The organism is Allobosea sp. OK403 (genome assembly GCF_900113835.1).
Lineage (GTDB): Bacteria > Pseudomonadota > Alphaproteobacteria > Rhizobiales > Beijerinckiaceae > Allobosea.
Genome location: NZ_FOQV01000002.1, coordinates 600,112 through 623,879 on the forward strand (window position 1 = coordinate 600,112; position 23,768 = coordinate 623,879).

At 65.4% G+C, this 23,768-nt stretch carries 19 protein-coding genes; 6 read left to right on the top strand and 13 right to left on the bottom strand.

Annotated elements, in window-relative coordinates:
• Nucleotides 1-183 precede the first annotated feature (183 nt).
• From fghA to BMZ97_RS08780, 3 genes are all read left to right on the top strand, one after another.
• Complete coding sequence (gene fghA, locus BMZ97_RS08770) at nt 184-1,023, top strand: S-formylglutathione hydrolase (protein ID WP_092167543.1); 840 nt, start codon at nt 184-186, stop codon at nt 1,021-1,023.
• A 75-nt stretch (nt 1,024-1,098) separates the two neighbouring features.
• Nucleotides 1,099-1,500 (top strand): low affinity iron permease family protein, encoded by a 402-nt coding sequence (locus tag BMZ97_RS08775; protein ID WP_092167545.1) that lies wholly within the window; start codon nt 1,099-1,101, stop codon nt 1,498-1,500.
• 185 nt (nt 1,501-1,685) lie between these two features.
• The gene (locus tag BMZ97_RS08780; RefSeq protein ID WP_092167547.1) at nt 1,686-3,695 is read left to right on the top strand and encodes a hypothetical protein; all 2,010 of its coding nucleotides are present in this window, start codon (nt 1,686-1,688) and stop codon (nt 3,693-3,695) included.
• 6 nt (nt 3,696-3,701) lie between these two features.
• On the opposite strand, the gene BMZ97_RS08785 is transcribed toward BMZ97_RS08780, so the two are convergent.
• On the bottom strand, nt 3,702-4,469 hold the full coding sequence (locus BMZ97_RS08785; RefSeq protein ID WP_092167549.1) for an SDR family NAD(P)-dependent oxidoreductase: 768 nt from the start codon (nt 4,467-4,469) through the stop codon (nt 3,702-3,704).
• Between the two features lie 175 nt (nt 4,470-4,644).
• Here BMZ97_RS08785 and BMZ97_RS08790 point away from each other — a divergent pair, with 175 nt between their 5' ends.
• The gene (locus BMZ97_RS08790; RefSeq protein WP_092167551.1) at nt 4,645-5,682 is read left to right on the top strand and encodes an L-idonate 5-dehydrogenase; all 1,038 of its coding nucleotides are present in this window, start codon (nt 4,645-4,647) and stop codon (nt 5,680-5,682) included.
• On the opposite strand, the gene BMZ97_RS08795 is transcribed toward BMZ97_RS08790, so the two are convergent.
• Nucleotides 5,683-7,461, bottom strand: a complete 1,779-nt coding sequence (locus tag BMZ97_RS08795; protein WP_244546310.1) for a sensor domain-containing diguanylate cyclase — start codon at nt 7,459-7,461, stop codon at nt 5,683-5,685.
• Nucleotides 7,462-7,623: 162 nt separating this feature from the next.
• Nucleotides 7,624-9,297, bottom strand: coding sequence for a formate--tetrahydrofolate ligase (locus tag BMZ97_RS08800; RefSeq protein ID WP_092167552.1), 1,674 nt, complete (start codon nt 9,295-9,297; stop codon nt 7,624-7,626).
• A gap of 211 nt (nt 9,298-9,508) precedes the next feature.
• Here BMZ97_RS08800 and BMZ97_RS08805 point away from each other — a divergent pair, with 211 nt between their 5' ends.
• Nucleotides 9,509-10,096, top strand: coding sequence for a dioxygenase family protein (locus tag BMZ97_RS08805; protein WP_244546311.1), 588 nt, complete (start codon nt 9,509-9,511; stop codon nt 10,094-10,096).
• Nucleotides 10,097-10,177: 81 nt separating this feature from the next.
• Here BMZ97_RS08805 and BMZ97_RS08810 read toward each other — a convergent pair whose 3' ends face one another.
• A complete protein-coding gene (locus tag BMZ97_RS08810; protein WP_092167555.1) occupies nt 10,178-10,864 on the bottom strand; it encodes a glutathione S-transferase family protein in 687 nt (228 codons plus the stop codon).
• Between the two features lie 201 nt (nt 10,865-11,065).
• Between BMZ97_RS08810 and gpmI the strand changes: the two genes are divergently transcribed.
• Nucleotides 11,066-12,580 carry a 2,3-bisphosphoglycerate-independent phosphoglycerate mutase gene (gpmI, locus tag BMZ97_RS08815; RefSeq protein WP_092167557.1) on the top strand — a complete coding sequence of 505 codons (1,515 nt, stop codon included), beginning with the start codon at nt 11,066-11,068 and terminating at the stop codon, nt 12,578-12,580.
• Between the two features lie 188 nt (nt 12,581-12,768).
• Here gpmI and BMZ97_RS08820 read toward each other — a convergent pair whose 3' ends face one another.
• The 9 genes from BMZ97_RS08820 to BMZ97_RS08860 form a co-directional block, all read right to left on the bottom strand.
• The gene (locus BMZ97_RS08820) at nt 12,769-13,623 is read right to left on the bottom strand and encodes an outer membrane protein (RefSeq protein WP_092167559.1); all 855 of its coding nucleotides are present in this window, start codon (nt 13,621-13,623) and stop codon (nt 12,769-12,771) included.
• Between the two features lie 405 nt (nt 13,624-14,028).
• Nucleotides 14,029-15,372, bottom strand: coding sequence for a phosphoglucosamine mutase (gene glmM, locus BMZ97_RS08825; RefSeq protein WP_092167560.1), 1,344 nt, complete (start codon nt 15,370-15,372; stop codon nt 14,029-14,031).
• 252 nt (nt 15,373-15,624) lie between these two features.
• Entirely contained in the window at nt 15,625-17,550 is a 1,926-nt protein-coding gene (gene ftsH, locus BMZ97_RS08830; protein WP_092168843.1) for an ATP-dependent zinc metalloprotease FtsH, read from the bottom strand.
• A gap of 110 nt (nt 17,551-17,660) precedes the next feature.
• On the bottom strand, nt 17,661-18,716 hold the full coding sequence (gene tilS / locus BMZ97_RS08835; protein WP_092168846.1) for a tRNA lysidine(34) synthetase TilS: 1,056 nt from the start codon (nt 18,714-18,716) through the stop codon (nt 17,661-17,663).
• Nucleotides 18,713-19,642, bottom strand: a complete 930-nt coding sequence (gene ybgF / locus BMZ97_RS08840; RefSeq protein WP_175525485.1) for a tol-pal system protein YbgF — start codon at nt 19,640-19,642, stop codon at nt 18,713-18,715. Before ybgF ends, tilS begins: the two co-directional genes overlap by 4 nt.
• Nucleotides 19,643-19,895: 253 nt before the next feature.
• Nucleotides 19,896-20,402 carry a peptidoglycan-associated lipoprotein Pal gene (gene pal / locus BMZ97_RS08845; RefSeq protein ID WP_092167562.1) on the bottom strand — a complete coding sequence of 169 codons (507 nt, stop codon included), beginning with the start codon at nt 20,400-20,402 and terminating at the stop codon, nt 19,896-19,898.
• 331 nt (nt 20,403-20,733) lie between these two features.
• On the bottom strand, nt 20,734-21,996 hold the full coding sequence (gene tolB, locus BMZ97_RS08850; protein WP_244546356.1) for a Tol-Pal system beta propeller repeat protein TolB: 1,263 nt from the start codon (nt 21,994-21,996) through the stop codon (nt 20,734-20,736).
• Nucleotides 21,997-22,076: 80 nt separating this feature from the next.
• Nucleotides 22,077-23,282 carry a cell envelope integrity protein TolA gene (tolA, locus tag BMZ97_RS08855; RefSeq protein WP_139221179.1) on the bottom strand — a complete coding sequence of 402 codons (1,206 nt, stop codon included), beginning with the start codon at nt 23,280-23,282 and terminating at the stop codon, nt 22,077-22,079.
• A gap of 28 nt (nt 23,283-23,310) precedes the next feature.
• Nucleotides 23,311-23,757: an ExbD/TolR family protein gene (locus tag BMZ97_RS08860; RefSeq protein WP_069692955.1), complete on the bottom strand. Its 447-nt coding sequence runs from the start codon at nt 23,755-23,757 to the stop codon at nt 23,311-23,313.
• Nucleotides 23,758-23,768 lie beyond the last annotated feature (11 nt).

Below are 23,768 nucleotides of genomic sequence, written 5' to 3' on the forward strand. Positions count from 1 at the left end.
AGCGCCCTCGGGTCCGACCCGTGGTCGGCCCAAGGATAAACTCCGCGCTGAACCCGGAACCCACCACTGGGTGCGGCCTCTGACAAACCGGGCGGGTAGGCTTTCGCCCGCTCGTGGGTTCCGGGTCCTTCGCTCCGCGAAGCCCCGGAATGACAGAGGTCGTGCAACTGCGAAGGACACCCGATGGAACTGATCTCCTCCTCAAAGGCCTTCGGCGGCTCGCAGCGCGTCTATCGCCATGACAGCGTGGTCTGCGCCTGCCCGATGACCTTCGCGATCTTCCTGCCGCAGCAGATCGAGGACGGGCCGGTGCCGGTGCTCTGGTATCTCTCGGGCCTGACCTGCTCGCACCAGAACGTCATGGACAAGGGCGAGTACCGCGCCGCCGCCGCAGCCAACGGCGTCGCCATCATCTGCCCCGACACCTCACCGCGCGGCGAAGGCATTCCCGACGAGCCGGATAACTGGCAATTCGGCTCCGGTGCCGGCTTCTACCTCGATGCGACGCAAGAGCCCTATGCGAAGAACTACCGCATGGAGAGCTATATCCGCGATGAATTGCCGGCACTGGTCTCCCAGCATTTTCCACTCGACATGGGCCGCCAGGGCATCTTCGGCCATTCGATGGGAGGCCATGGCGCGATCACGCTCGCGCTCAAGAATCCGATGCGTTACACCTCCGTCTCGGCCTTCGCGCCGATCACCCAGCCTTCGACCGCCGGCTGGTCGCGGCCCGCCTTCGAGAAGTATCTCGGGCCGGACGAGACGACATGGCGGCCTTACGACTCCACCGCATTGATCGCCGACGGGCACCGCCTCAAGGACCTTTTGGTCGATCAGGGCACCGCCGACGGCTTCCTGCAGGAGGGGCTGCGACCCTGGCTCCTGGAGCTTGCCTGCGTCCAGGCCGAGATCCCGCTCGAACTGACGATGCGCGAGGGCTACGACCACTCCTACAACTTCGTCTCGACCTTCATGGCCCAGCATATCGGCTGGCATGCGCGACGTCTGCTGCCCGACTGAGCCACCCGGCTGCGGAACGGGCAGCCCCGGCATGCGTTGAATCTCCAGGCCGAAATCCGGTCCGGGGAAATCGCCATGTCGTCTCGTATCGCAGTGCTGACCGATCGTTCGCTTTTCACCCGCCTGTCGCGGGCCACGGCGCATTGGGCGGGCAAGCCGCAAACCTTCGTCGTGGCCGTCGCAGTGATCGTCCTGTGGGGTCTATCGGGACCCTTCTTCGGCTTCAACGACACCTGGCAATTGGTGATCAACACCTCGACGACCATCGTCACCTTCCTGATGGTCTTCATCATCCAGAACAGCCAGAATCGCGATAGCGCCGCGATGCAGATCAAGCTCGACGAATTGATCGTGCGGCTGGAAGGCGCGCGCGAGGAACTGCTCGATCTGGAAGAGCTCGACGAGGAGAAGCGTGAGGCGATCCGCCAGGAATTCGAGCTACGCGCCGGCAAGGCCCGCAACGGCAAGCCGGCCTGAAGCCCGCAATTGCTAGAGTGTTTTCGAGCGAAATAGGCGCCGATTCGCGTGAAGAAAACGTATTAAAACAATGAGCTAGAGCCGCTGAACGATCCAATCAGATCGGAAACTGCTCTGGACGAAAGCACCCCTCACTCGCTATCCTTGCGTCATCATGCGGCGGCGCTTCGGCGCGGAGAGAGCGGATGCGCTGGTCGGCTGCCCTCAGGATCGCCCTCGCCTCGCTCATTGCGGCAATGGCGACGATCGAACTCTCGGCGCAGCAGCCTCCCAATCGCCGGCCCGCGCTGACCGACATCCAGGACGTCGCGACCTTGCGGCAGATCGAAGCCGCGGGCTTTTCGCTCGGTGCGATCCTCGGACAGGCGCAGGCCTCCTCGACCGCCGATCTCACGCACGCCAGCGCTGCCTTCCGCATCATCGCGAGCCATGTCCGCGACGACGTCTCGAGCCTGCGCGCCGAGATGGCCAACAATGGGCGCAAGCTGTTCGAAGTCACCGACGGCAATGTCGGCCGCATCATCGATCTCGGCTGGCTGAATTCGCCGATCGCGCAGTTCCGGCTGAGCGCCATCGTCAACCGGCTCGACCGGCGCGATTTCGCCAGCCTGGGCGGCGAGACCGGCTGCGGCGAGGTTCGACTGATCTATCGCCTCGCCTACGCCTTCCAGGATATCAAGCTGAAGCGCCAGCTCGCCTCACGCCTGCCTTTCACGCTGAACGCCGTCTTCACGGCCGTGGCTTTACCCGGCGAGACCTGCAGCGATACAGCCGCGCTCTGGCTGTCCCAGCAGGCGAGCGCGGAGGCTGCCGTCGGCGCCAAGGCGATCATCGACGGCCCCCTCGCACGGGCACGGCTGAGCCTGAAGCAGGTCGAGATCAATGCGCAGATCGTGCGCTTTCCCTCCGGCATGGAAACGCAGTTCGGCGGACAAGCCGCCTATCTGCTGCGCGTCTTCGCCGCCGCGAGACAGGATGGCGCCCTGACGCTTTCGCCCAAGCCGCTGGAGAATACGCCCGACATTCCCCGCCTGAAGGCCGATGCCGCCCTGCGCAAGGACCTCGTCGACTATGTCCGCGACCATGTTCCGGCGATCGACCAGGGCGTCTACCTACTGCCGACGCGCTTTCTGACGACGAAGGCGATCTCGTACTCGACCTTCGGCAGTGCCCGCCTCGCCAACCACCCCTTCACCGAAATCCTGCCGGCCAACGCGCTGGCCGGCCTGGATCTGGGCGCGACGCGCCTGGTCCGCACGGCGCGCGGCGTCATCGAGCGCTTGGACAACGGCACCTGCATGGGCTGCCATCAGGCCAATGCGACGGCCGGCTTCCATATGTTCGGGCTCGACGATGCGACCACGTCGCCATTGAACCGGATCAAGACCGGCGTCTCCCCGCATTTCCACGCCGAGACCATCCGCCGCGCCGCCTATATCGAGGCGATGGCGGCAGGCCGCGAACCCGACCGCTATCGCCCGCTCTCCTTCGCGCCGCCCGCCAGCTGGCAGCCCGGCACGCCGTTCAGCTATCGCACTGCCGGACTGACGATGCCGTGCCTCACCGATGCGGCCCGCCCGAGTTTTGGCGAGAACTGGACCTGCGGCAGCGGCTCGACCTGCAAGGCGATCATCGCCAACCCTTCCGTCGGCACCGAGCTCGGGCAATGCCTGAAACTGGAAGAGGCCCGCAATTTTTCAGGCCAGCCCTGCCTCTCCGGCGCAATCACGACGGTCACCGGCAGGCCCTATCTCGACACCTACAAGCTGACCGGACAGTTCGGTGCCTTCGCCAAGAGCTTCTCACAAGACAGCTTCAATTGCCGGCCGGCCAAGATCGGCGTACCCGGCGGCATGGCCTATCGCCAATGCAACGCCGCCGACAAGAATTTCACAGGCTTTGCCGGCGGCAATGCGCCCGACGAGATTTGCGGCCTCGCCGGCGGCAAGGCCTTCGACGATTGCGTCGCAACCAATAATTTCGACGCCTGCCTCGCCAAATCCGTCACGCGCGGCAATCGCGGCACCTGCAGCGCCACGCGCTTCTGCCGTGAGGATTACATGTGCCAGGCGATGCCCGACGACGTGCCCGGCGCGGCCGATCTGGTCAAGGATTACGGCTTCTGTTCGCCGACCTATTTCCTCTTCCAGATGCGCATCGACGGGCACCCGGACCCTCAGGGGAAGCGGCTTTAGGCTCTTTCACACCACCGCCGTCAGCCCGCCATCGACCATCAAGAGATGGCCGTTGACATAGTCCGACGCCGCCGAGGACAGGAAGATCGCGGCGCCGACCAGCTCCTTCGTCTCGCCCCAGCGGCCAGCCGGCGTGCGGCTGCTGACCCAGGCCGAGAACGCCTCGTCGGCGATCAGCGCCTTGTTGATCTCAGTGGTGAAATAGCCCGGTCCGATCGCATTGGCCTGAATGTTGTGCTTGCCGAGCTCGGCGGCCAGACCCCGCGTCATCATCTTCACCGCGCCCTTGGAGGCGGTGTAGGGAATGATCGTGGCGCGGCCGAGCTCGCTCATCACCGAGCCGATGCTGATGACCTTGCCGCGCTTGCGCGGCACCATGCGCTTGGTCACGGCTTGCGTAACGTAAAACACCGAATGCAGGTTCGTCGCCATGACCTCGTGCCAGCCCTCGACCGGGAACTCGGTGAAGGGCGCGCGCTTCTGCATGCCGGCATTGTTGATCAGGATGTCGATCGGCCCGATCTCGGCCTCGATCATTGCCACGCCGGCCTCGACAGCCACCTGATCCGTGACGTCGAAGGGGGCGACCGAGGCCTTGCGACCGGCCGCCGAGATCGTCTTCGCCGCCGCTTCCAGCTTGGCCTTGTCGCGGCCATTGAGCACGACATGTGCGCCGGCTTCCGACAAACCTTCGGCAAGCGCCAGTCCGATACCCTGGCCGGAGCCGGTGATCAGGGCGATCTTGCCCGCGAGGCTGAACAGCGAAAGCGACATCGGTGGATCTCCGGTTACGGCGCGTCTGACCTGCGCAGTTTGCGTTTGCCTGCGCGGGCCCGATTTCGGTAAGCATCTTTCAATCGATTAGACAATCGCAAGCTGGGCCGAGATCGCCAAGTCTTACTCATCGCCAAGTCTCGCACATCCCCAAGCCTTGTACCGGGAGAACGCCATGCGCGCCGTCGTCATCCATGCCGAGAAGGATTTGCGCGTCGAGGAGACGACCGCGCCGGAGCTCGGGCCGCTCGATGTCCGCGTCCGCATCGAGGCCGGCGGCATCTGCGGCTCTGACCTGCATTATTACCTGCATGGCGGCTTCGGCACGATCCGCGTCAAGGAGCCGATGATCCTGGGCCATGAGATCGCCGGCACGGTCGAGGCCATCGGCGGCGAGGTTTCGCGAGTCAAGCCCGGCGACCGCGTCGCGGTCAATCCCAGCCGGGCCTGCGGACGCTGCCGTTATTGCCAGATGGGCCAGCAGCAGCACTGCACCGACATGCTGTTCTACGGCTCGGCGATGCGCTTTCCCCATGTCCAGGGCGGTTTCCGCGACATCCTCGTCGTCGAGGAGCGCCAGGCCGTGAAGGTGGCGGCCGGCGTCAGCGCGGCCATGGCCGCCTTCGCCGAGCCGCTCTCGGTCTGCCTGCATGCCGCCAAGCGCGCCGGCCCGCTGCTCGGCAAGCGCGTGCTGGTGACGGGTTCGGGTCCGATTGGCGTGCTTGCCATGGTCGCAGCCAAGGCGGCGGGAGCCTCCGAGATCGTCGCAACCGATGTGGTCGAGGGGCCCTTGCCGACGGCGCTGAAGATGGGCGCGACCGCAGCGATCAACGTCATGGCCGAGCCGGAGCGGCTGAAGGCGGAATACGGTGCGCAGAAGGGCGCCTTCGACGTGATGTTCGAGGCCTCCGGCAATCAGCACGCGCTGACGGGAGCCTTCGACGTGGTGCGCTCGGGCGGCACCATCGTGCAGATCGGCGTCGGTGGCAATTTCACCCTGCCGATGAACGTGCTCGTCGCCAAGGAGTTCGACCTGCGCGGCTCCTTCCGCTTCCATGAGGAGTTCGACTGGGCGGTGGCGATGATTGGCTCAGGCAGCATCGACCTTTCGCCGCTGCTGACGGCCTCGATCCCGGTCGAGCGCGCGATCGAGGCTTTCGATCTCGCCGCCGACAAGTCGAAGGCGATGAAGGTGCAGCTCGCCTTCGGCTGATCAGCCAAGCCGCAGCGTGGGTTTTCCGGGCCACCCATGGCGGGTCGCATCGTAAATGGCGAAGGTGCCACGCCCGTTATGTTTTGCCGCGTAGAGGGCGGCATCGGCCTGCGCGGCCGCCGCCTGGAAACTCTGGCCGGAAGGGACGAGGCAGGCTCCGACGCTGACGGTCATCGCGATCTCGGTCCCGTCAGCCAAGCGCACCGGCTCCCGTGCAACGACGCTCACCAGCTTCGACGCGACGCTCGACAATGAGCCGAGATCGCATTCCGCGATGAGCAGGAAGAACTCGTCCCCGCCCCAGCGCGCGCAGATGTCGTAACTGCGCAGCACAGCCGATAGCCTCCCGACGATCTCGAGGATCGCCTTGTCGCCTGCCTGATGTCCGTGCTCGTCGTTGATCGACTTGAACAGATCCAGATCGACCAGCGCGAGACCCGATTGCCGCCCGGCCCGGCCTGCTCGATTCTGTTCGCGTGCGAACGCATCCTCGAAGCCACGTCGGTTGAGCACGCCCGTCAGGGGGTCGGCATGGGCCAGCCGCTCCAATGTCTCGGTGCGCTCACGCACCGTCGCCTCGAGGCGGTCGGTATTATCAGCCACGGCCCGCGCCATCTCGTCGAGCGCGCGCGACAGGCGCCCGATCTCGTCTTGCGCAGTGTCGGCCGCCAGCGCCTTGAAAGCCCCGCCCCTGACGTTGTTGACCGAGGTCTCGACCCGGGCCAGCCGGTCGAGCACGCTGCGCTTGAACAGATAGGTCATCAACGCCGCCGCCGCGAGCAGGATCACGGCCAGCAACACCGCGATCGGCGCGAAGAGGCGTCGGTCGATGATCGCATCGACATCCATCAGCGTGATGTTGAACCAGCCGAGACGATCGAGATAGCCAACGCCAACCAGCGTCTTGTGCCCGCCCACACGCATGAAACGCGACTGTACCAGCGCGTCCCCGTGTGAAACCTGCGCCATCATCAGCGACAGCGCGGCGCGGTCCTCCTCGTCATCCAGCAGCAGGAACACCGTCTTCTTGGCCTTGAGGTCCTTGGTCAGGCTGTGGAAGTCGACAAGGCGCGGGTCGCGATGCGCCTGCACCGCGCCGTTGCGGTCGACGAACATGCTCTGCACGCCGGTCTGCGGGATATCGACGACCTCGCGGATGAACTGACTCAGGTCCACGCCGGTCCCGATGATGCCGAGCACATGCTCACCCTGACGGATGACGCAGTTTATCCAGACCTTGGTGACTTGCAGATTGTCGTCATGGTCGACATTGAGATGACAGCCCGAGCCAAGCGCTGCCGTCTTGTAGTACCAGCCGTCACGCGGGTTCTCGCGCGAGAGCGTGTAGCGCTTGCGGTCGTTCTGATAGGCGTTGTCCTTGTCGTTGAAGTAATAATTCCCCGACCTGCCGATCACCATGAAATAGCTCTTGTCCTTGAAGGACAGCCTGTAATGCTCGAGCTCGGCAAGGCCGCGCTGCGCCTTGGCCGGATCGTCCTCGTCCTGCGCCCATTCAAGAATTGCTGGTGAACGCGCGACGGTTTCCGCCAGCGAGACCTCCCGCATCAGCGATTCCAGCCCGCGATAGCGATCGAACAGGATCTGCTTCTCGGCGAAAAGCGTGCCGAGCTTCACCACGGTGAGGTTGACGATCCAGGAAAGGGCGATCGCAGAGGGAACGGCGACGGCCAGCAGCGCCACCAAGGTCAGGACCAGGACCCGGCCCTTCAAGCTCGACAGGAAGAAGAGGCGGACACGATTGGCGTGCATCGTGAGCATGGTCTCCGGCTTGCTCCCTGCCGGAGAAGCAAGACAACAGACCAAGCTGATTCGGCAATAATTCCGCCCGTCATACCGGCATGACGTAAAGGCGCGACCGGTATCCGTCAGAGCCGGATGATTTGAGATGGATCGCGGGGTGATCCCATCTCGCGTCCTGCTCTAGAATAGCCCCTCGATCTGTCCGTTCGCGTCGATATGGATGCGCTCGGCCGCAGGCTCACGCGGCAGGCCGGGCATGGTCATGATGTCTCCGCAGATCGCGACGACGAAGCCTGCACCGGCCGAGAGCCTGAGCTCGCGCACCGGTACCATATGGCCGGAGGGCGCGCCGCGCAGCGCCGGGTCGGCCGAGAAGGAATACTGCGTCTTCGCCACGCAGACGGGCAACGCCCCGTGCCCGGCGCCCTCCAGCTCGGCAAAGCGCGCGCGCACCTTGGCGTCGGCGACAAGCCCGGCGGCGCCATAGATCTCGCGCGCGATCGTCTCGAGCTTGTCCCAGAGCGGCATGACATCGGGATAGAGCGGCGCGAAATCGGCCTCTCCGCCTTCCGCCAGCGCCACGACCTTGTTCGCCAGCTCCTCGGTGCCGGCTCCGCCTTCCGCCCAGTGGCGGCAGATCACCGCCTCGACGCCGAGATGGTTGCGGCAGAAGCTGCGGATCAGATCATGCTCGGCCGCCGCGTCGCTGGTAAAGTTATTGATCGCCACGATCGGCGGCACGCCGAATTTGCGGATGTTCTCAACATGCCGCGCCAGATTGGCGAGCCCCGCCTCCAGCGCCGCGAGATCCTCCTTGGCCAGGCTGTCCTTGGCCAGGCCGCCATGCATCTTCAAGGCGCGCACGGTCGCCACCACGACGGCAGCGGCAGGCTTGAGGCCGGCCTTGCGGCATTTGATGTCGAAGAACTTCTCGGCCCCGAGATCGGCACCGAAGCCAGCTTCCGTCACGACATAATCGGCGAGCTTGAGGGCGGCCCGTGTTGCGATCACCGAATTGCAACCATGGGCGATATTGGCAAAGGGGCCGCCATGGACGAAGGCCGGCGTGCCCTCCAGCGTCTGCACGAGATTGGGCATCACAGCGTCCTTGAGCAGCACGCTCATCGCGCCTGTCGCCTTGAGCTCGGCCGCCGTGACCGGGCGCTTGTCGCGCGTGCGGCCAATGACGATCCGGCCAAGCCGTTCCTCCAGATCAGGCAGATCCTTCGCCAGGCAGAAGATCGCCATCACCTCGGAGGCGACGGTGATGTCGAAACCATCTTCGCGTGGAAAGCCGTTGCTGGCCCCGCCGAGCGAGGAGACTGTCGAGCGCAAGGCCCGGTCGTTCATATCCATCACCCGCCGCCAGGCGATGTAGCGGGTGTCGAGCCCGAGCGCATTGCCCCAATAGACATGGTTGTCGATCATCGCCGCGAGCAGATTGTGCGCGCTGGTGATGGCGTGGAAATCGCCGGTGAAGTGCAGGTTGATCTGCTCCATCGGCACGACCTGGGCATAGCCGCCGCCAGCCGCGCCGCCCTTCACGCCGAAGCAGGGGCCCAGCGAAGGTTCACGCAGCGCGATCATGGTGTTCCGGCCGATGCGCGAAAGCCCGTCGCCGAGCCCCACCGTCGTCGTCGTCTTGCCCTCGCCTGCCGGTGTCGGGCTGATCGCCGTGACCAGGATCAGCTTGCCATCGGGCTTGCTCGCGAAATCGGGAATGGCTGACGTATCGACCTTGGCGATGAACTTGCCGTAGGGGTTGAGGGCGTCCTGGGGAATGCCGGCTCTGTCGGCGATAGTTGCGATCGGCTTCAGCGTCGCCGCGCGCGCAATTTCGATATCGGTCGGCATTCCATCCTCATGGGAGCGCGCCGGAGCCTGAAGCGGCGGGCGCGGAATCGTCGCTGCGACACTGCCGCGAAACCAGCCCCGCTGCCACTGCTTTCCTACAAATCAGGGGCGCCGTCGAGCGGAGCGGAGTTGAGAAAAACGCAGACAAGCACAGGCCGGCTTTCTGCCCTCTTGATGGGCTAGACGGCGAACCGCAACCGGAGCCGACATCATGATCAGCAGACGCGACCTCGTTGCAGCCAGCCTCTCCGCAGCCGGGTTCGCCGCTTTGGCCTTGCCGCGCCTGGCGGTGGCGCAGGAGGCTGAATTGCCGCTGACGCCCGCCTGCGGCGCTCCAGCCGCGGTGACGAAGCGGCAGACGGAGGGCCCCTATTTCGTCCCGTCATCACCCTTGAAGCGCGATTTGCGCGGGGACGGCCCCGGCGACATCCTGGCCTTGTCCGGCTTCGTCCTGACCCGGCAATGCCGCCCCATCGGCGGGGCGCTGGTCGATCTCTGGCACGCCAATGGCAGTGGCGACTACGACAATTCCGGCTTCCGCTTTCGCGGTCACCAGTTCACCGACGAACAGGGCCGCTACCAGTTCATCACCCGCATCCCCGGACTCTATCCGGGCCGGACACGGCATTTTCACGTCAAGTTGCGGACCGGCACCGGCCCCGTGCTGACGACGCAGCTCTATTTCCCCGACGAACCGGGCAATGCCAGGGACGGCATCTACGACAAGTCGCTTCTGATGCAGATCCGTGCGGCCGAGGGCGGAAAGCTCGGCCGCTTCGATTTCGTGATCGCGGCCTGAGGCGGAAGATCCGCCGGGCCGCGGCTTGGCTCAGAAGGCGACTTTTCTCAGAAAACGACCTGGCTCAGAAAGCGAGCTGGCTCACGCCACCAGATGCGCATTCTGCGGGAACAGGAATTTGCGCGCCTCGTCGTCGAACTCGGTCTTGAAGGCGAACTTGTCCTTCAGCGCCACGGCGCGCTGCGCCGCCGGACGCGCCGAGACCTCGTCGCGATGGCGCTTGACGTTTGGCAGCTTGCCGAAAGCCTCATCGCCGAGCGCGAACTGCGCCAGGGTCGACCAGCCCCAGACCGACATGTCGATCAACGTATAGGCGTCGCCCAGCATGTAGCGATGCTTGCCGAGCTGCGCGTCGATGATGCCCCAGAGCCGCTCGGCCTCGCGGGCATAGCGGTTGATCGCATAGGGAATTTTATCCGGCGCGAAGCGGCTGAAATGCACCGCTTGGCCGCAATAGGGGCCGATGCCGGTCGCCACGAACATCAGCCAGGACAGCATCTCGCCGCGCGCCTTCGGCGTATTCTCCGGCAGGAACTGGCCGGTCTTCTCGGCGAGGTAGAGCAGGATCGCATTGCTGTCGAAAATAGTGACATCGCCATCGGTCAATGCCGGCGTCTTGGCGTTGGGGTTGATCGCCAGGAATTCCGGCTTGAACTGCTCGCCCTTGCGGGTGTCGACCGGCACGACCTCATAGGGCAGGCCGGCCTCTTCCAGGAACAGGGCAATCTTCGCGGGGTTCGGCGAGGGATGATAATAGAACTTGATCACGCGTCATCTCCTGGAGACGGATTGCACCCGTTCTTGAACGAGAGCCGAGGATGGCGCACAGCGTAAGCGGCCGGCCGTCCTTCGCCCATCAAAAATGCGTGGACCCGCTTGAGCGTCAAGCACAGGCGCACCGCCTCGCTCGTGACACCAGGCCGTGCTATCGGCCTCCCCTGCTCCGAAACCGCGCCTGAAGGACAGCCCATGCCCAAACGCCCCGTGATGCTGATGATCCTCGATGGCTGGGGCTGCCGTGGGGAGAGCGAGAACAACGCCGTCCGCCTCGCCAACACGCCGAATTTCGACAGGCTCTGGGCCGCCTCCCCGCACGCCAACCTCAAGACCTCGGGCCTCGATGTCGGCCTGCCCGGCGGCCAGATGGGCAATTCGGAGGTGGGCCACCTCAATCTCGGCGCTGGCCGCGTGGTGATGCAGGATCTGCCGCGCATCAACCAGGCGATCACGGACGGCTCGATCGCACGCGCACTGGAGGGCACAGGCCTGATCGCGGCGCTGAAGGCCAGCGGCGGCGCCTGCCATCTGCTCGGGCTGGTCTCGCCCGGCGGCGTCCACGCCCATCAGGACCACGCCGTCGCGCTGGCGCAAATCCTGGTCGGGCATGGTATCCCGGTCCGCGTCCATATCTTCACGGACGGCCGCGACACCCCCCCGCAATCGGCTGCCGGATATGTCGCGGCCTTCAGCGCCGCGCTGCCGCCGCAGGCTGTGATCGCGACGCTGTCGGGCCGCTATTTCGCAATGGACCGCGACAACCGCTGGGAACGGGTCGAACAGGCCTGGCGCGCCATGGTGCTGGGTGAGGGTCAGGCTTTCGCGGATACGCAGGCCGCGATCGCCAGCGCCTATGCGCAGGGCGCGACCGACGAGTTCATCAAGCCTGCCGTGATCGCAGGTTTCGGCGGCATGCAGGACGGCGACGGGCTGCTCAGCTTCAATTTCCGCTCGGACCGCATTCGCGAGATTCTCGGTGCGGTGCTGCAGCCTGAGTTCACCGGCTTCGCGCGTCCGCGCCGCCCCGTGCTCGCCAAGGCTGTCAGCATGACCTCCTACAGCTCGGAGCTCGACCCGCTGATGCCGGCGCTATTTGCCCCGCAGACGCTCGCCAACGGCCTCGGCGAGACGATCGCCAAGGCCGGGATGACACAAATCCGCATGGCCGAGACCGAGAAATACCCGCATGTCACCTATTTCTTCAATGGCGGCGAGGAGACGCCCTACCCGGGCGAGGACCGCGTCATGGTGCCCTCCCCCAAGGTCGCGACCTATGATTTGCAGCCCGAGATGTCGGCGCCCGAACTGACTCAGCGGGCGGTCGAGGCGATCCAGTCCGGCGCTTATGATCTTGTCGTACTGAACTTCGCCAACCCCGACATGGTCGGCCATACCGGCGTGCTCTCAGCCGCGATCAAGGCCGTCGAGACGGTCGATGCCGGCCTCGGGCGCATCGCCGACGCGATCACGGCAGCCGGCGGCTCGCTCATCGTCACCGCCGACCATGGCAATTGCGAATTGATGGTCGATCCGGTGACCGGAGAGCCGCATACCGCCCACACCACCAATCCCGTGCCGATCATGCTGGTCGGCAGCGGCGCGATGGCCCTGGCCGAAGGCCGCCTCGCCGATATCGCCCCGACGCTGCTTGCCCTGATCGGCCTGCCGCAGCCGGCCGAGATGACCGGCCGCTCGCTGCTGCGGTAGATCACGTCGCATTCGGACGAATTCGTCCGAATGCGAAAAACGTGATCGATTCTAAAAGCTGAGGGCATTGCTCCCGACGAAAAACCGGTACCCACTTTTTCGCGCAATGCTCTGATCGCAAGAGCCCAAAACGAAAACGGCGCGGACCCCGAGGTCCGCGCCGCCAGAATGTGGGATTTTGCCCGCTCTCAGTATTTGCGCACGGTCGGCTGCGCATAAGCCACCGGGCGCTCGACCGGGCCGCAGCAATCCGATTCGCCGAAATTCCAGCGCATGCCGATCCGGAAATCGTGGCTGTCGATGTCCTTGGCCTTGAGCGGCGCATAGCTCTCGGCCAGGAAGGCGTTGTTGATGGAGCCGGAGCGGGCATCGCCGAGATTGAGGTAGCGATAGCCGAGTTCGAGCGTGAGGTTCTTGTTCACCTCGTAGCCGACGCCGGCCATCAGCGCCCAGGCAAGGCCCGATTTGGTGCCGCTGGCCGCCGTGCCGAGCGTCGGCGAAATGCCGACGATGCCCTGATCGGTCAGGCCCGTGATCCTGTTCGAGGCATAGCCGATACCGGCACCGATATAAGGCGTCAGGCAGTTCCAGGTGCCCAGATCGACATAGCCGTTGAACAGGGCCACCATCGAGGACAGGTTGCCCTTGTAGGTGTTCGTCTGGTTCACCCCCGCGAAGGGGTTGTAGATGATGTCGTTGGTGCCGATCGTCGAGCCGCCGCGATATTCACCGGTCGCATCGACCCGGAACCAGTTGTTGAAGCGGTAACCGATACCGAGCCCGCCGAAGACCGCGTGGTTGCCCTCGGCCGCTCCGAAGAAGCTGCCGCCGAAAGCTGCGGTATCGTCCTGATGATACTTGCTGACCGACTGATAGCCGACACCGATATCGCCGCGCAGATAGACCCCGCTCGAGATCGAGCCCTTGAGGCCGAGCGGCTCGGGCGGCGGCGGCGGAGCCGGCATGTAATCGGCGGCGGTTGCGAGCGCGGAGGCGCTGACAGCCATGACGCCTGCCAGCGCAAGGATTTTCAGGCTGCCCATGGCAGTGTCCTTCGAGTTTGCGCGACGCCAAGAACGCAGCCCGCGCGAGTTACCGATGGGAAGGACATTGACAGGGATTTCTTAAATGAGACTTAACCCTAACGCTTAACCTGAAAAAAGAATGAAGGACGCCTCAATACTTACCGAATTCCTAACTGTGACGGGTTTCGGGTTAACAGCCAGCCAATCCGCCAACATGACGCGGCGGAATTAGATAATCGGAACGATGCCGTCATTCCGGGCGCAGCCCCCGGGTCCGATCTTCGATCGGCCCAAGGATAAACTCCGCGGAGATCCGGAATCCATCCTAGAGCTCAAGCGCCCGTCGATGGATTCCGGATCAGCGCCGCTGATGCGGCTTGTCCGGAATGACGGCGAGGTCCAGCCCGGGCCGACCTGCTACCGCTAGGCAGCCGCCTTCGTTACGGCCTCGACGACATCGTCGACCGCGCGCATGACGAGGTCGGCGTCATCGCCCTCCGCCATCACCCGGATCACCGGTTCGGTGCCCGACGGGCGGATGACGAGCCGGCCGCCCGCACCGAGCAATTGCGTCGCCGCCTCGATGGCGTTGACGACGGGCTTCTCCTTGAGCGGCTGGCCCTGCTTGTAGCGGACATTCTTGAGGATCTGCGGCAGCGGCTCGAAGCAGTGGCAGACCTCCGAGACCGGCTTGTCCTGGCGCTTCACCACAGCAAGAAGCTGCAGCGCAGCGACCAGCCCATCGCCCGTCGTCCCGTGATCGGAGAGGATGATGTGGCCGGACTGCTCGCCGCCGACATTGAAGCCATGAGCGCGCATGTGCTCGAGCACATAGCGGTCACCAACCGAGGTCCGCGCCAACGACAGGCCGAGGCCGCCGAGATAGCGCTCCAGGCCGAGATTGGACATCACCGTTGCGACGATGCCAGGCTGCGACAGCCGCCCATCCTCTTGCCAGCTGCGCGCGATCACCGCCATGAGCTGGTCGCCATCGACGACCTGCCCCTGCTCATCGACGATCAGCACGCGGTCGGCGTCACCGTCGAGCGCAATCCCGACGTCGGCGCGCAATTCCCGCACCTTCTGGATCAAGGCGGCGGGATGGGTCGAACCGACATCCTTGTTGATGTTCAGCCCGTCCGGTTCGACACCGATCGCGATGACCTCCGCCCCAAGCTCCCAGAGCGCTTCGGGGGCGACCTTGTAGGCGGCGCCATTGGCGCAATCGACCACGATTCGCAGGCCTTCCAGGCTCATATTGCGCGGCAGCGTGCGCTTGGCGAACTCGATATAGCGGGCATGGGCGCTCTCGATGCGCTTGGCCCGGCCGAGCATCGGCGAGGTCGAGAGCCGCGGCGACAGATCGGAATCGAGCAGGGCCGAGATCTCGGCCTCGACCTCGTCATTAAGCTTGTGGCCGTCGGGGCCGAACAGCTTGATGCCGTTATCCTCATAGGGGTTGTGCGAAGCCGAGATCATGACGCCGAGATCGGCACGCATCGAGCGCGTCAGCATCGCCACAGCCGGCGTCGGCATCGGGCCGAGCAGCATCACGTCCATGCCCACAGAGGTGAAGCCTGCAACCATGGCGTATTCGATCATATAGCCCGAGAGCCGCGTATCCTTGCCGATGACGACGCGGTGGCGATGTTCACCGCGATGAAAGGCAATGCCGGTCGCCTGGCCGACCTTCAAGGCGAGGTCGGGCGTGATGACGCCGTTGGCGCGCCCGCGAATGCCGTCGGTTCCGAAATATTTGCGTGTCATGTTTGCTCTGTCCACACGAGCCCGCAGGCTCGATCCGGCTTCCTTCTATAGCCGGAATTGGTTTCCGCCTTCTCACGATTTGTGACGAATCCTATCCGACCGCCAAGCGGAGCGGGCGCAAGACGCTGCCATTGACTGCGATCGGGCCGCTACACTCGAAACCACTGCATCATTTCCAGAAGAGAAAACTGCGGCTCACAAGAAAAAGGCGGCCGATGCGGCCGCCTTTTCCAATCGCAAGAGAACTTGGCCTCAGAGCTGCGGCTGCGGCTCCAGCCCGGCGTCGGGTTCGCCGCGCTTGCGGCCGCGGCCGGCACTGGGAACCGCCGAACCGCGCGGCGCATGCGGGGTGTCGTCGGTCTCACGCACCGGGCGCTTGCCGGCGATCAGGTCGCGGATCTCGTCGCCGGTCAGCGTCTCGAATTCGAGCAGCGCTTCGGCCACCTCGACGAACTGTTCATGATGCTCGGTCAGGATCGCCTTGGCGTCGAGATAGCCCTGATGGACGAGCTTACGGACCTCGCTATCGATCTTCTGCGCGGTCGCCTCCGACAAGTTCTGGGTCCGGCCCATCGACATGCCGAGGAAAACCTCCTCCTGATTGTCGCCATAAGCGACCAGGCCGAGCTCTTCGGAATAGCCCATCTGGGTAACCATGGCCTTGGCCATCTTGGTCGCCTGCTGGATGTCGCCGGTCGCGCCCGAGGTCACGTTCTCCATGCCGAAGGTCATCTCTTCCGCCACGCGCCCGCCCATGGCGACCGCAAGCTGCGAGGTGAACTCCTTGAACTTCATCGAGTAGCGGTCGCCCTCCGGCAGGAACTTGACCATGCCGAGCGCGCGACCGCGCGGGATGATTGTCGCCTTATGGACCGGGATGCCGGCGGGAACATAAAGGCCGACGATGGCGTGGCCCGCCTCGTGATAAGCGGTGAGCTTCTTCTCTTCCTCGGACATCGCCATGGATTTGCGCTCGGCGCCCATCATGACCTTGTCCTTGGCGTCCTCGAATTCGCCGTGCGTGACCATGCGCTTGCCGCGACGGGCCGCGAGCAGCGCCGCCTCGTTGACGAGGTTCATCAGGTCGGCGCCCGAGAAGCCGGGCGTGCCGCGGGCCAGAATCCTGAGGTCGACATCCGGCGCCATCGGCACCTTGCGGACATGGACGCGCAGGATCTTCTCGCGACCGGCGACATCGGGGTTCGGCACGACGATCTGGCGGTCGAAACGGCCCGGACGCAGCAGCGCGGGGTCGAGCACGTCGGGACGGTTGGTGGCGGCGATGATGATCACGCCCTCATTCGCCTCGAAGCCGTCCATCTCGACGAGGAGCTGATTCAGCGTCTGCTCGCGCTCGTCATTGCCGCCGCCGAGGCCAGCGCCGCGATGGCGGCCGACCGCGTCGATCTCGTCGATGAAGATGATGCAGGGCGAGTTCTTCTTGGCCTGCTCGAACATGTCGCGCACACGGCTCGCGCCGACGCCGACGAACATCTCGACGAAGTCGGAACCCGAAATGGTGAAGAACGGCACATTCGCCTCGCCGGCGACGGCGCGCGCGGTCAAGGTCTTGCCGGTACCGGGGGGGCCGACCAAGAGCACGCCGCGCGGGATGCGCCCGCCCAGCCGCTGGAACTTCTGCGGATCACGCAGGAATTCGACGATCTCCTGAAGGTCTTCCTTGGCCTCGTCGATGCCGGCAACGTCCTCGAAAGTGACGCGGCCATGCGCCTCGGTCAGGAGCTTCGCCTTGGATTTGCCGAAGCCCATGGCTCTGCCGGCTCCGTTCTGCATCTGGCGGGACATGAAGATCCACAGGCCGATGAAGATGACGAAGGGCAGCGAGTTCACAAGCAGCGCCATGAACCAGGGCGTGCCCTCGGACGGCGCCCGCGCCGAGACCTGAACCCCCTTCTGGGCCAAGGTCTTGAGCAGTGCCGGGTCGCCATAAGGCGCATAGGTCACGAAGCTGCGGCCATCCGAGAAGGTGCCGGAAATCTCCTGGCCGGCGACCACGACATTGGCGATGCGCCCGGCCTCCGACTCGTTGATCAGCTGGCTATAGGGAATTTCATTGGTGCTGGCGCGCTGGCTTGGGCTCTGGAAGAGCGTGACGAGCGCCAGAACCAGCAGGAAGATCACCACCCAAAGGGCGAAATTACGGAAGTTCGGATTCATCACCAGTCCGATCGGGCCTGCCGGAATGCCGGAGGAGGCCAAGGGTTTGCTAGGCTAATCTAGGTGCGGCACACGCCCTTGCCAAGAGAAACGGGCCGATCGACCAGACCTTATGACGCCGCAGGGTGAACGCCCCGCTTGCGGACAGGCTCGCGCCGCACGCAAAGGACGCCATCACGACCAAGCGTCAGCACGCACCCCGACAATGTCCGTGTCAAGGCAAACCGCGCCCGCGCCGCCTCGATCAACGCAAAAGAGCAACTTTCGAGCCTCTCCAGCCGCGCCACCGTGTCGCCATCGGCCGCGACGCTATCGACGGCCCGCGCCAGCAGGCGCAACACCATCTCCTCGGGATGCGCGAGCAGGGCGGCAAAGCCGAGCTTCACCGCGCCGGCCTCGTCGCACGGCATGACGATCACCGGCCAGAGCGCCTCGGCCTGGCTCACCAGAGCCCTCTCCATGCGCGCCAGCCGCGTCGCCAGCGTCCCCAGGCGATCGGCGTCGAGGCCTGCCTCCGACAACACCGGCATCAGCATGCGCCAACGCACGCGCTCGAAACGCGGGTCGAGGTTGCTCGGATCGGCCGCGAACCACAGGCCGTGTGCCCGGGCCGTCGCAACGAGCCGCGCCTTGGAGACGCTCAGCAGCGGCCGCGCCAGCGCGATGCCGTCCCGGCGGCTGCGCGCCCGCATGCCGACAAGCCCGGCGGGTCCAGAGCCGTGCGCCATGCGCATCAGCAGGGTCTCGGCCTGATCGTCCAGCGTATGGGCGGTGACGACCACCGCGCCGCCGCGCCGCTCGGCCTCGCGGGCAAGCAGATGATAGCGGGCTGCTCGCGCCCGGTTTTGCAAGCCGGTTGCGGGCTTTGGACCAAGCCAGGGCAGGAGTGCGTGGGGAACGCCGAGCCCATCGCAAAGCCGGGCCACGGCTAGCGCCTCGGCGGCGGAACCTTCGCGCAGACCATGATCGATGGTCGCGGCGACGATCTCGGGCCGTCCGGTGCGGCCCGCCCATTCAGCAAGCAAAGCCAGCAGTGCGACCGAATCCGGGCCGCCCGAGACCGCGGCGAGCAATCTGGGTTCATTGGCGAGATCGGCGAAAAGCACCTCCGCCTCGCCGGCAAGGACCGGCCCGTGCTCCGTGACCGGGGCCGGCAGCGCGCTCAAGCGCAACCGGAGCGGCGGCGCTCGCGCTCGACGCCCTGACGCACGGCGCTGGAGGCGGCGGGATAGTCAACGCCCACCTTGGCGTAGGTGGCGCAGGCCTGATCGCGCGCGCCCAGCCCGTTCAGAGCCATGCCGAGCCTGAGCAGGCTGTCAGGCGCCTTGTTGGAACGCGGGTTCTCGCGCGAGATCTTCAGGAACTGCTCGGCCGCCTCGCGATAGCGCTGGCGCTGGAAATAGCTCTCGCCCAGCCAATAGGTTGCATCGGCGGCAAGCCGGTCGCGCGGATAGCTCTGCAGGAACTGGCGGAAGCCCATCTCGGCCTGCTCGTATTCCTTGCGCAGCACCGAGGCGTAGGCGATGTCATAGGCTTCCTTGGCCGAGGTCACTCCGCCGGTCGCGGCCACGCTCGGCCCACGCGGGACCGCCGGAGGCAAGGCGCCTTGCGGCACCGGGCGGCCGACGCCCTGGATGTCGAGCGGTCCCTGACCGGGCGTGCCTGCGAAATCCTCTTCGATGATGCCTTCCACACCGCCGCCGAGCGAGCGCGGCGCGCCCGCCGCCCCTTGCTGCGTCGTGGGATCGAAAGCGTCACCGCGCCGCTGGCGTTGGCCACCAGCAGGTGCGGTGCTCGGTGCCGTTGCAGGCGCAGCCCCGCCGGCGCGGCCGCCGCCACGTTCGTTCAGGCGGAAATCGACATCTTCCTGAAACTTGCGCAATTGCTCGGTGAGACGCTTGTTCTCGAACTGGAGCTGCTCGATCTGCCCCGAGAGCTGACGCAACTGGTTCTCCAGCCGCGCGGTGCGCACGGTGAGTTCGGCCGCGTCCTGGGCTCGCGCGGGAGCCGCCATGGCGAATGCCATCCAGCCTGCGGCCAGAACGACCAGCAGGGAGTGGGCCTTGCGGTGAAGAGCGACGTCTTTGAGCATTGTCGACAACCGGTTGCGCTTGGTTTGGGCGCTATAACACGCCCTCACCACGGCCAAAATATGAAAGGACCGGCGGCTTCCTCTTCGGAAGGCGCCGGCCCGAGCTTGATCGGGAGGCCAGAGCAGGATGCGAAAAAGTGGGAACCGGTTTTCCGCAATCGATCCTGCTCTCACTTTTAGATGAGAGACGGATTCAGATTTCAGCTGGTATCACTCTGTGATTCCAGCCGAAATCATCCGGCTCTAGTGGCGCTCAGACGCCGCCGGCCCCGTCGAGCACCGTCACCGAGCGGCGGTTCTGCGACCAGCACGAGATGTCGTTGCAAACAGCGACCGGGCGCTCCTTGCCGTAGGAGACGATGCGCATGCGGTTGCCCTGGATGCCGCGCGAGGCGAGATAGTCGCGCACGGTCTGGGCCCGGCGGGCCGAGAGCGAGAAGTTGTATTCGCGCGTGCCGCGCTCGTCGGCATGGCCTTCGACCACGAAGGTGTAACGCGGGTAGCGCTGCAGCCAGGCCGACTGCTTGTCGAGCGTGGCGGTCGCGGTCGACGTCAGATCGGTCGAGTCGGTCTCGAAGAAGACGCGGTCACCGACATTGACGACGAAATCCTGGGCGCTGCCGGGCGTGGCTGCGCCGCCGGCACCGAAACCACCGTCGGCGTTCTGGTTGTTGTTGGCGCAGGCGCCTAGCGCAAGCGAGGCCGCGATCGCGGCGGCGAAGCGGACGGCGCGGCCGCCGGCAAGAAGAGTGGCAAGCATGGTTTGACTCCGGGGCAATCGAATCTGCGGGGCGCGGCTCACGGACGGCGTTGCACAGGAGCCCATCAATGAAGCGTCAACCTAAACGAGACCTTGCCAAAACAAGGCGAAGTGGCGGCATTGCGGCATATGGTTAACCAAACCCTGAGAAATGCCGCTTTCCAGGCTGTGTGGCGCGAATACATCGCTTCCTGTCCCTCGATCCTGCACAGCCCTCATCCTGGGGAGCCGCGAAGCATGCTTCGGGCGGCTCCCGAAACAGCCGAAACATCCCTTCGAGACGCGGGCTAGCGCCCGCCCCTCAGGATCAGGGCTCAGGACAGGAGGCGCGTCACCTCCCTGCCGTCAGCAGCGGCGACCAGGTCGGGTCCGAAGCGAAGGCCGGTGTCGGCACCGGCACTTCAACGCGCCCGGTGATATCGACCATATAGAGTTTTCCGCCCGACTGCCCGCCAGGATCCCGGAAGAACATGATGTACTGGCCATTGGGTGCCCAGTTCGGCGCTTCATTGTGGAAGCCCTCGGTCAAGACCCGCTCGCCCGAACCGTCCGCACGCATCACGCCGATGGCGAAACCGCCCGCGCCGCGCCGGGTGAAGGCGATCAGATCGCCGCGCGGCGACCATGAGGGTTGCGAATAGGAGCCCGCGCCGAAGGAGAGGCGCTTGCCCTCCCCGCCTCCCGAAGGCATCAGATAGAGCTGTTGCGAGCCGCCGCGGTCGCTCTCGAAGACGATCTGCGTGCCATCAGGCGAATAGGACGGCGAGGTGTCGATCGCGCCCGTCGAGGTCAGCCGCGTCGTGGTGCGCGAGCCGATATCCATGGCGTAGAGATTGGCGTTGCCGCCCTGCTGGAGGGAGAGCGCGATGCGCGCGCCATTGGGCGAAAAGCGCGGGCTCGAGGTCATGTCGGGGAAATTGCCGACGATCTGGCGCTGGCCGGTCTCGATGTTGAGCACATGCACGCGCGGCTGCTCGCCCATGCGCTGCGACATATAGGTGACCTCCTGGGCCACCGGCGAGTAGCGCGGCGTCACCACGGAGACGTCGCCATTGGTGAGATAGCGCACATTGGCGCCGTCCTGGTCCATGATGGCAAGGCGCTTGCGCCGGTTCTCCTTCGGCCCGGATTCGTCGACGAAGACGACGCGTGTGTCGAAGAAGCCGCCGACGCCGGTGACCTTGGTGAAGATCGCATCGGAAATGATGTGGCCGACACGGCGGTTATTGCTCGGGTCGGTGAAGTACTGCTGGCCGTCGGTCTGCGTGCCGGTGGTCACGTCCCAGAGCCGGAATTCGGCCTTGATGCGGCCCGAGCCGTCGCGCGAGACACGGCCCGTCACCAGCGCCTGGACGCCCGCCGCCTTCCAGGCCTCGAATTGCGGAACGGAATCGAAGGGCGGATTCCTGTCAGGATGGCGGCTCTTGTCGATCGGCGTGAAATAGCCGGAGCGCTTGAGGTTGTTGGTGATCACGCCCGAGACCAGCACGCCGCCGTCGCCGGCAAAATCGGCAATGGCGATCGGCAGCGGCTGGAACGAGCCGCCGCGCAGATCGATGACGAGTTCGGCCTTCGCCACGACTGGGGCGAGCAACGCCGCGCCGCCCAGGGCAAGCGCGCCGCGACGCGTCAGTCCGTTGGCAACCGGCGAAAGGATTTTGCGGTCGATGAGGGTCACAGTACGTCCCTTGCGTCGAAATTGACGACGACGTCGCGCCAGTCGTCATAATAGGAAGCGAATTGAGCCGGAATGCGCAAAGGCGCGCAGCGGCGGGTTGCAGTGAGAGCTGAATCGGCCGCCACCCTGAACAGCGGATCTGACGAAGAATTGACGACGCCGGGTTGGCCGACGAGCGAGCCGTCCGTGTTCAGCTTCATCCGCACCGAGGGCACCACCGAGCCCTTGGCGTTGGCGAGCGCGATCGGCACGTTCCAGCACTTCAGCAACTGGTCCTGGATGATGCCGATGAGCTGAGCCTTGAGCGAGGGGCTGAGCTTCTGCGACGCGCCGCGTTCTGTGCCCAGCGAAGCCGTGCGGTTCACCTGCGGCGCAGCCGATCCCGAGGATTGCGCCTGCTCCTTCGATTGCAGCAGCTTGGCGATATCGGTTGGGTTGAAGTTCTTGGCGATCTCGGCCTCGCGCTTGGCCTTGGCCTCGGCCTCCTGCTTCGCCTTGGCGGCCGCGACGATCTTCGCCTTGGCCTCGGCTTCAGCCTTTGCCTTGGCGATGGCTTCGGCCTTCTGCTTGGCCGCCTCGGCGGCTTCCGCCTTGGCCTGCGCCTCGGCCTTGGCCTTGGCGGCCGCCTCTTGCCTGGCCTGAGCCTCGGCTTCGGATTTCGCCTTGGCGGCGGCCTTGGCCTCTTCCTCGGCCTGCTTTGCCTTGGATTGGAGTTCGGCGTCCTCGGCGAGCTTCGCCAGCTCCTCGCGCTTGAGGTCGGGCTTCGGCTCCGCCTTGGGCTCGGCCTTCTGCGGCGGCTGCTTCACCGGCTCCGGCGGCGTGACCTTCGGCTCGGCCTTCGGCAGCAGCGCGGCGCGCGAGGGCGGCAGTGGGGCAGCCGCGTTGTCGTCGGCGGTCTTGAGTTCCACCGGCCGGCTCGGCGGCGCGGGCGTGTCCAGCTTGGCCTCGCCCGCCTCCTTGCGCTCGACGATCTCGGATTGGCGCTCGGCGCGCTGGATCGGCTGCTCCTGGACCTTCTCGGCCTTGCGTTCGCCGCGTGTGACCTGATTCAGCGCGCTGGGATCGACCACCTCGACAGCGATCGCCTCCTCGTTCTCCGGCAGAGGCACCGGCGAGGCGAACGCCAGCAGCCCCACGACGAGAAACGTCGCGTGGCCCAGCGCCGACACCAACATGCCCGGTTCGGAGGTCGTAAGCTTCACGCCTGGAACACCCTCACTGCACTCGTCTTCACCGCGCCGGTTCGGTGACCAGCGCGACCCGCTTGAAACCCGCCGATGTGATGGTCGACATCACCGAGGCGACACGGCCGTAATCGACCATGCGATCGCCGCGGACATAGATGCGTTCGTCGAAGCCCTGCTTGGCGAGGCCCTGCAGCTTCATCACCAGATCGGGCTCCAGCGTCGGCTGGTCCTGCAGAAAGATCTGGCCCTTGCTGTCGATAGCGATGGTGACCGGCTTCTGGTCGACATTGATCGGCTTGGCGCCGGTCTGCGGCAGATCGAGCGGCACGCCGGTCGCGATCAGGGGCGCCGCGACCATGAAGATGATCAGCAACACCAGCATGACGTCGATGAACGGCGTCATATTGATCTCGGCGATGGCGCCATGGCGCCGGCCTCGCCGGCCGCGTCGCCCCCCGGCCTTGGCGCCGGATGCTGCTGACATGCCCATTTTGCTTGCCC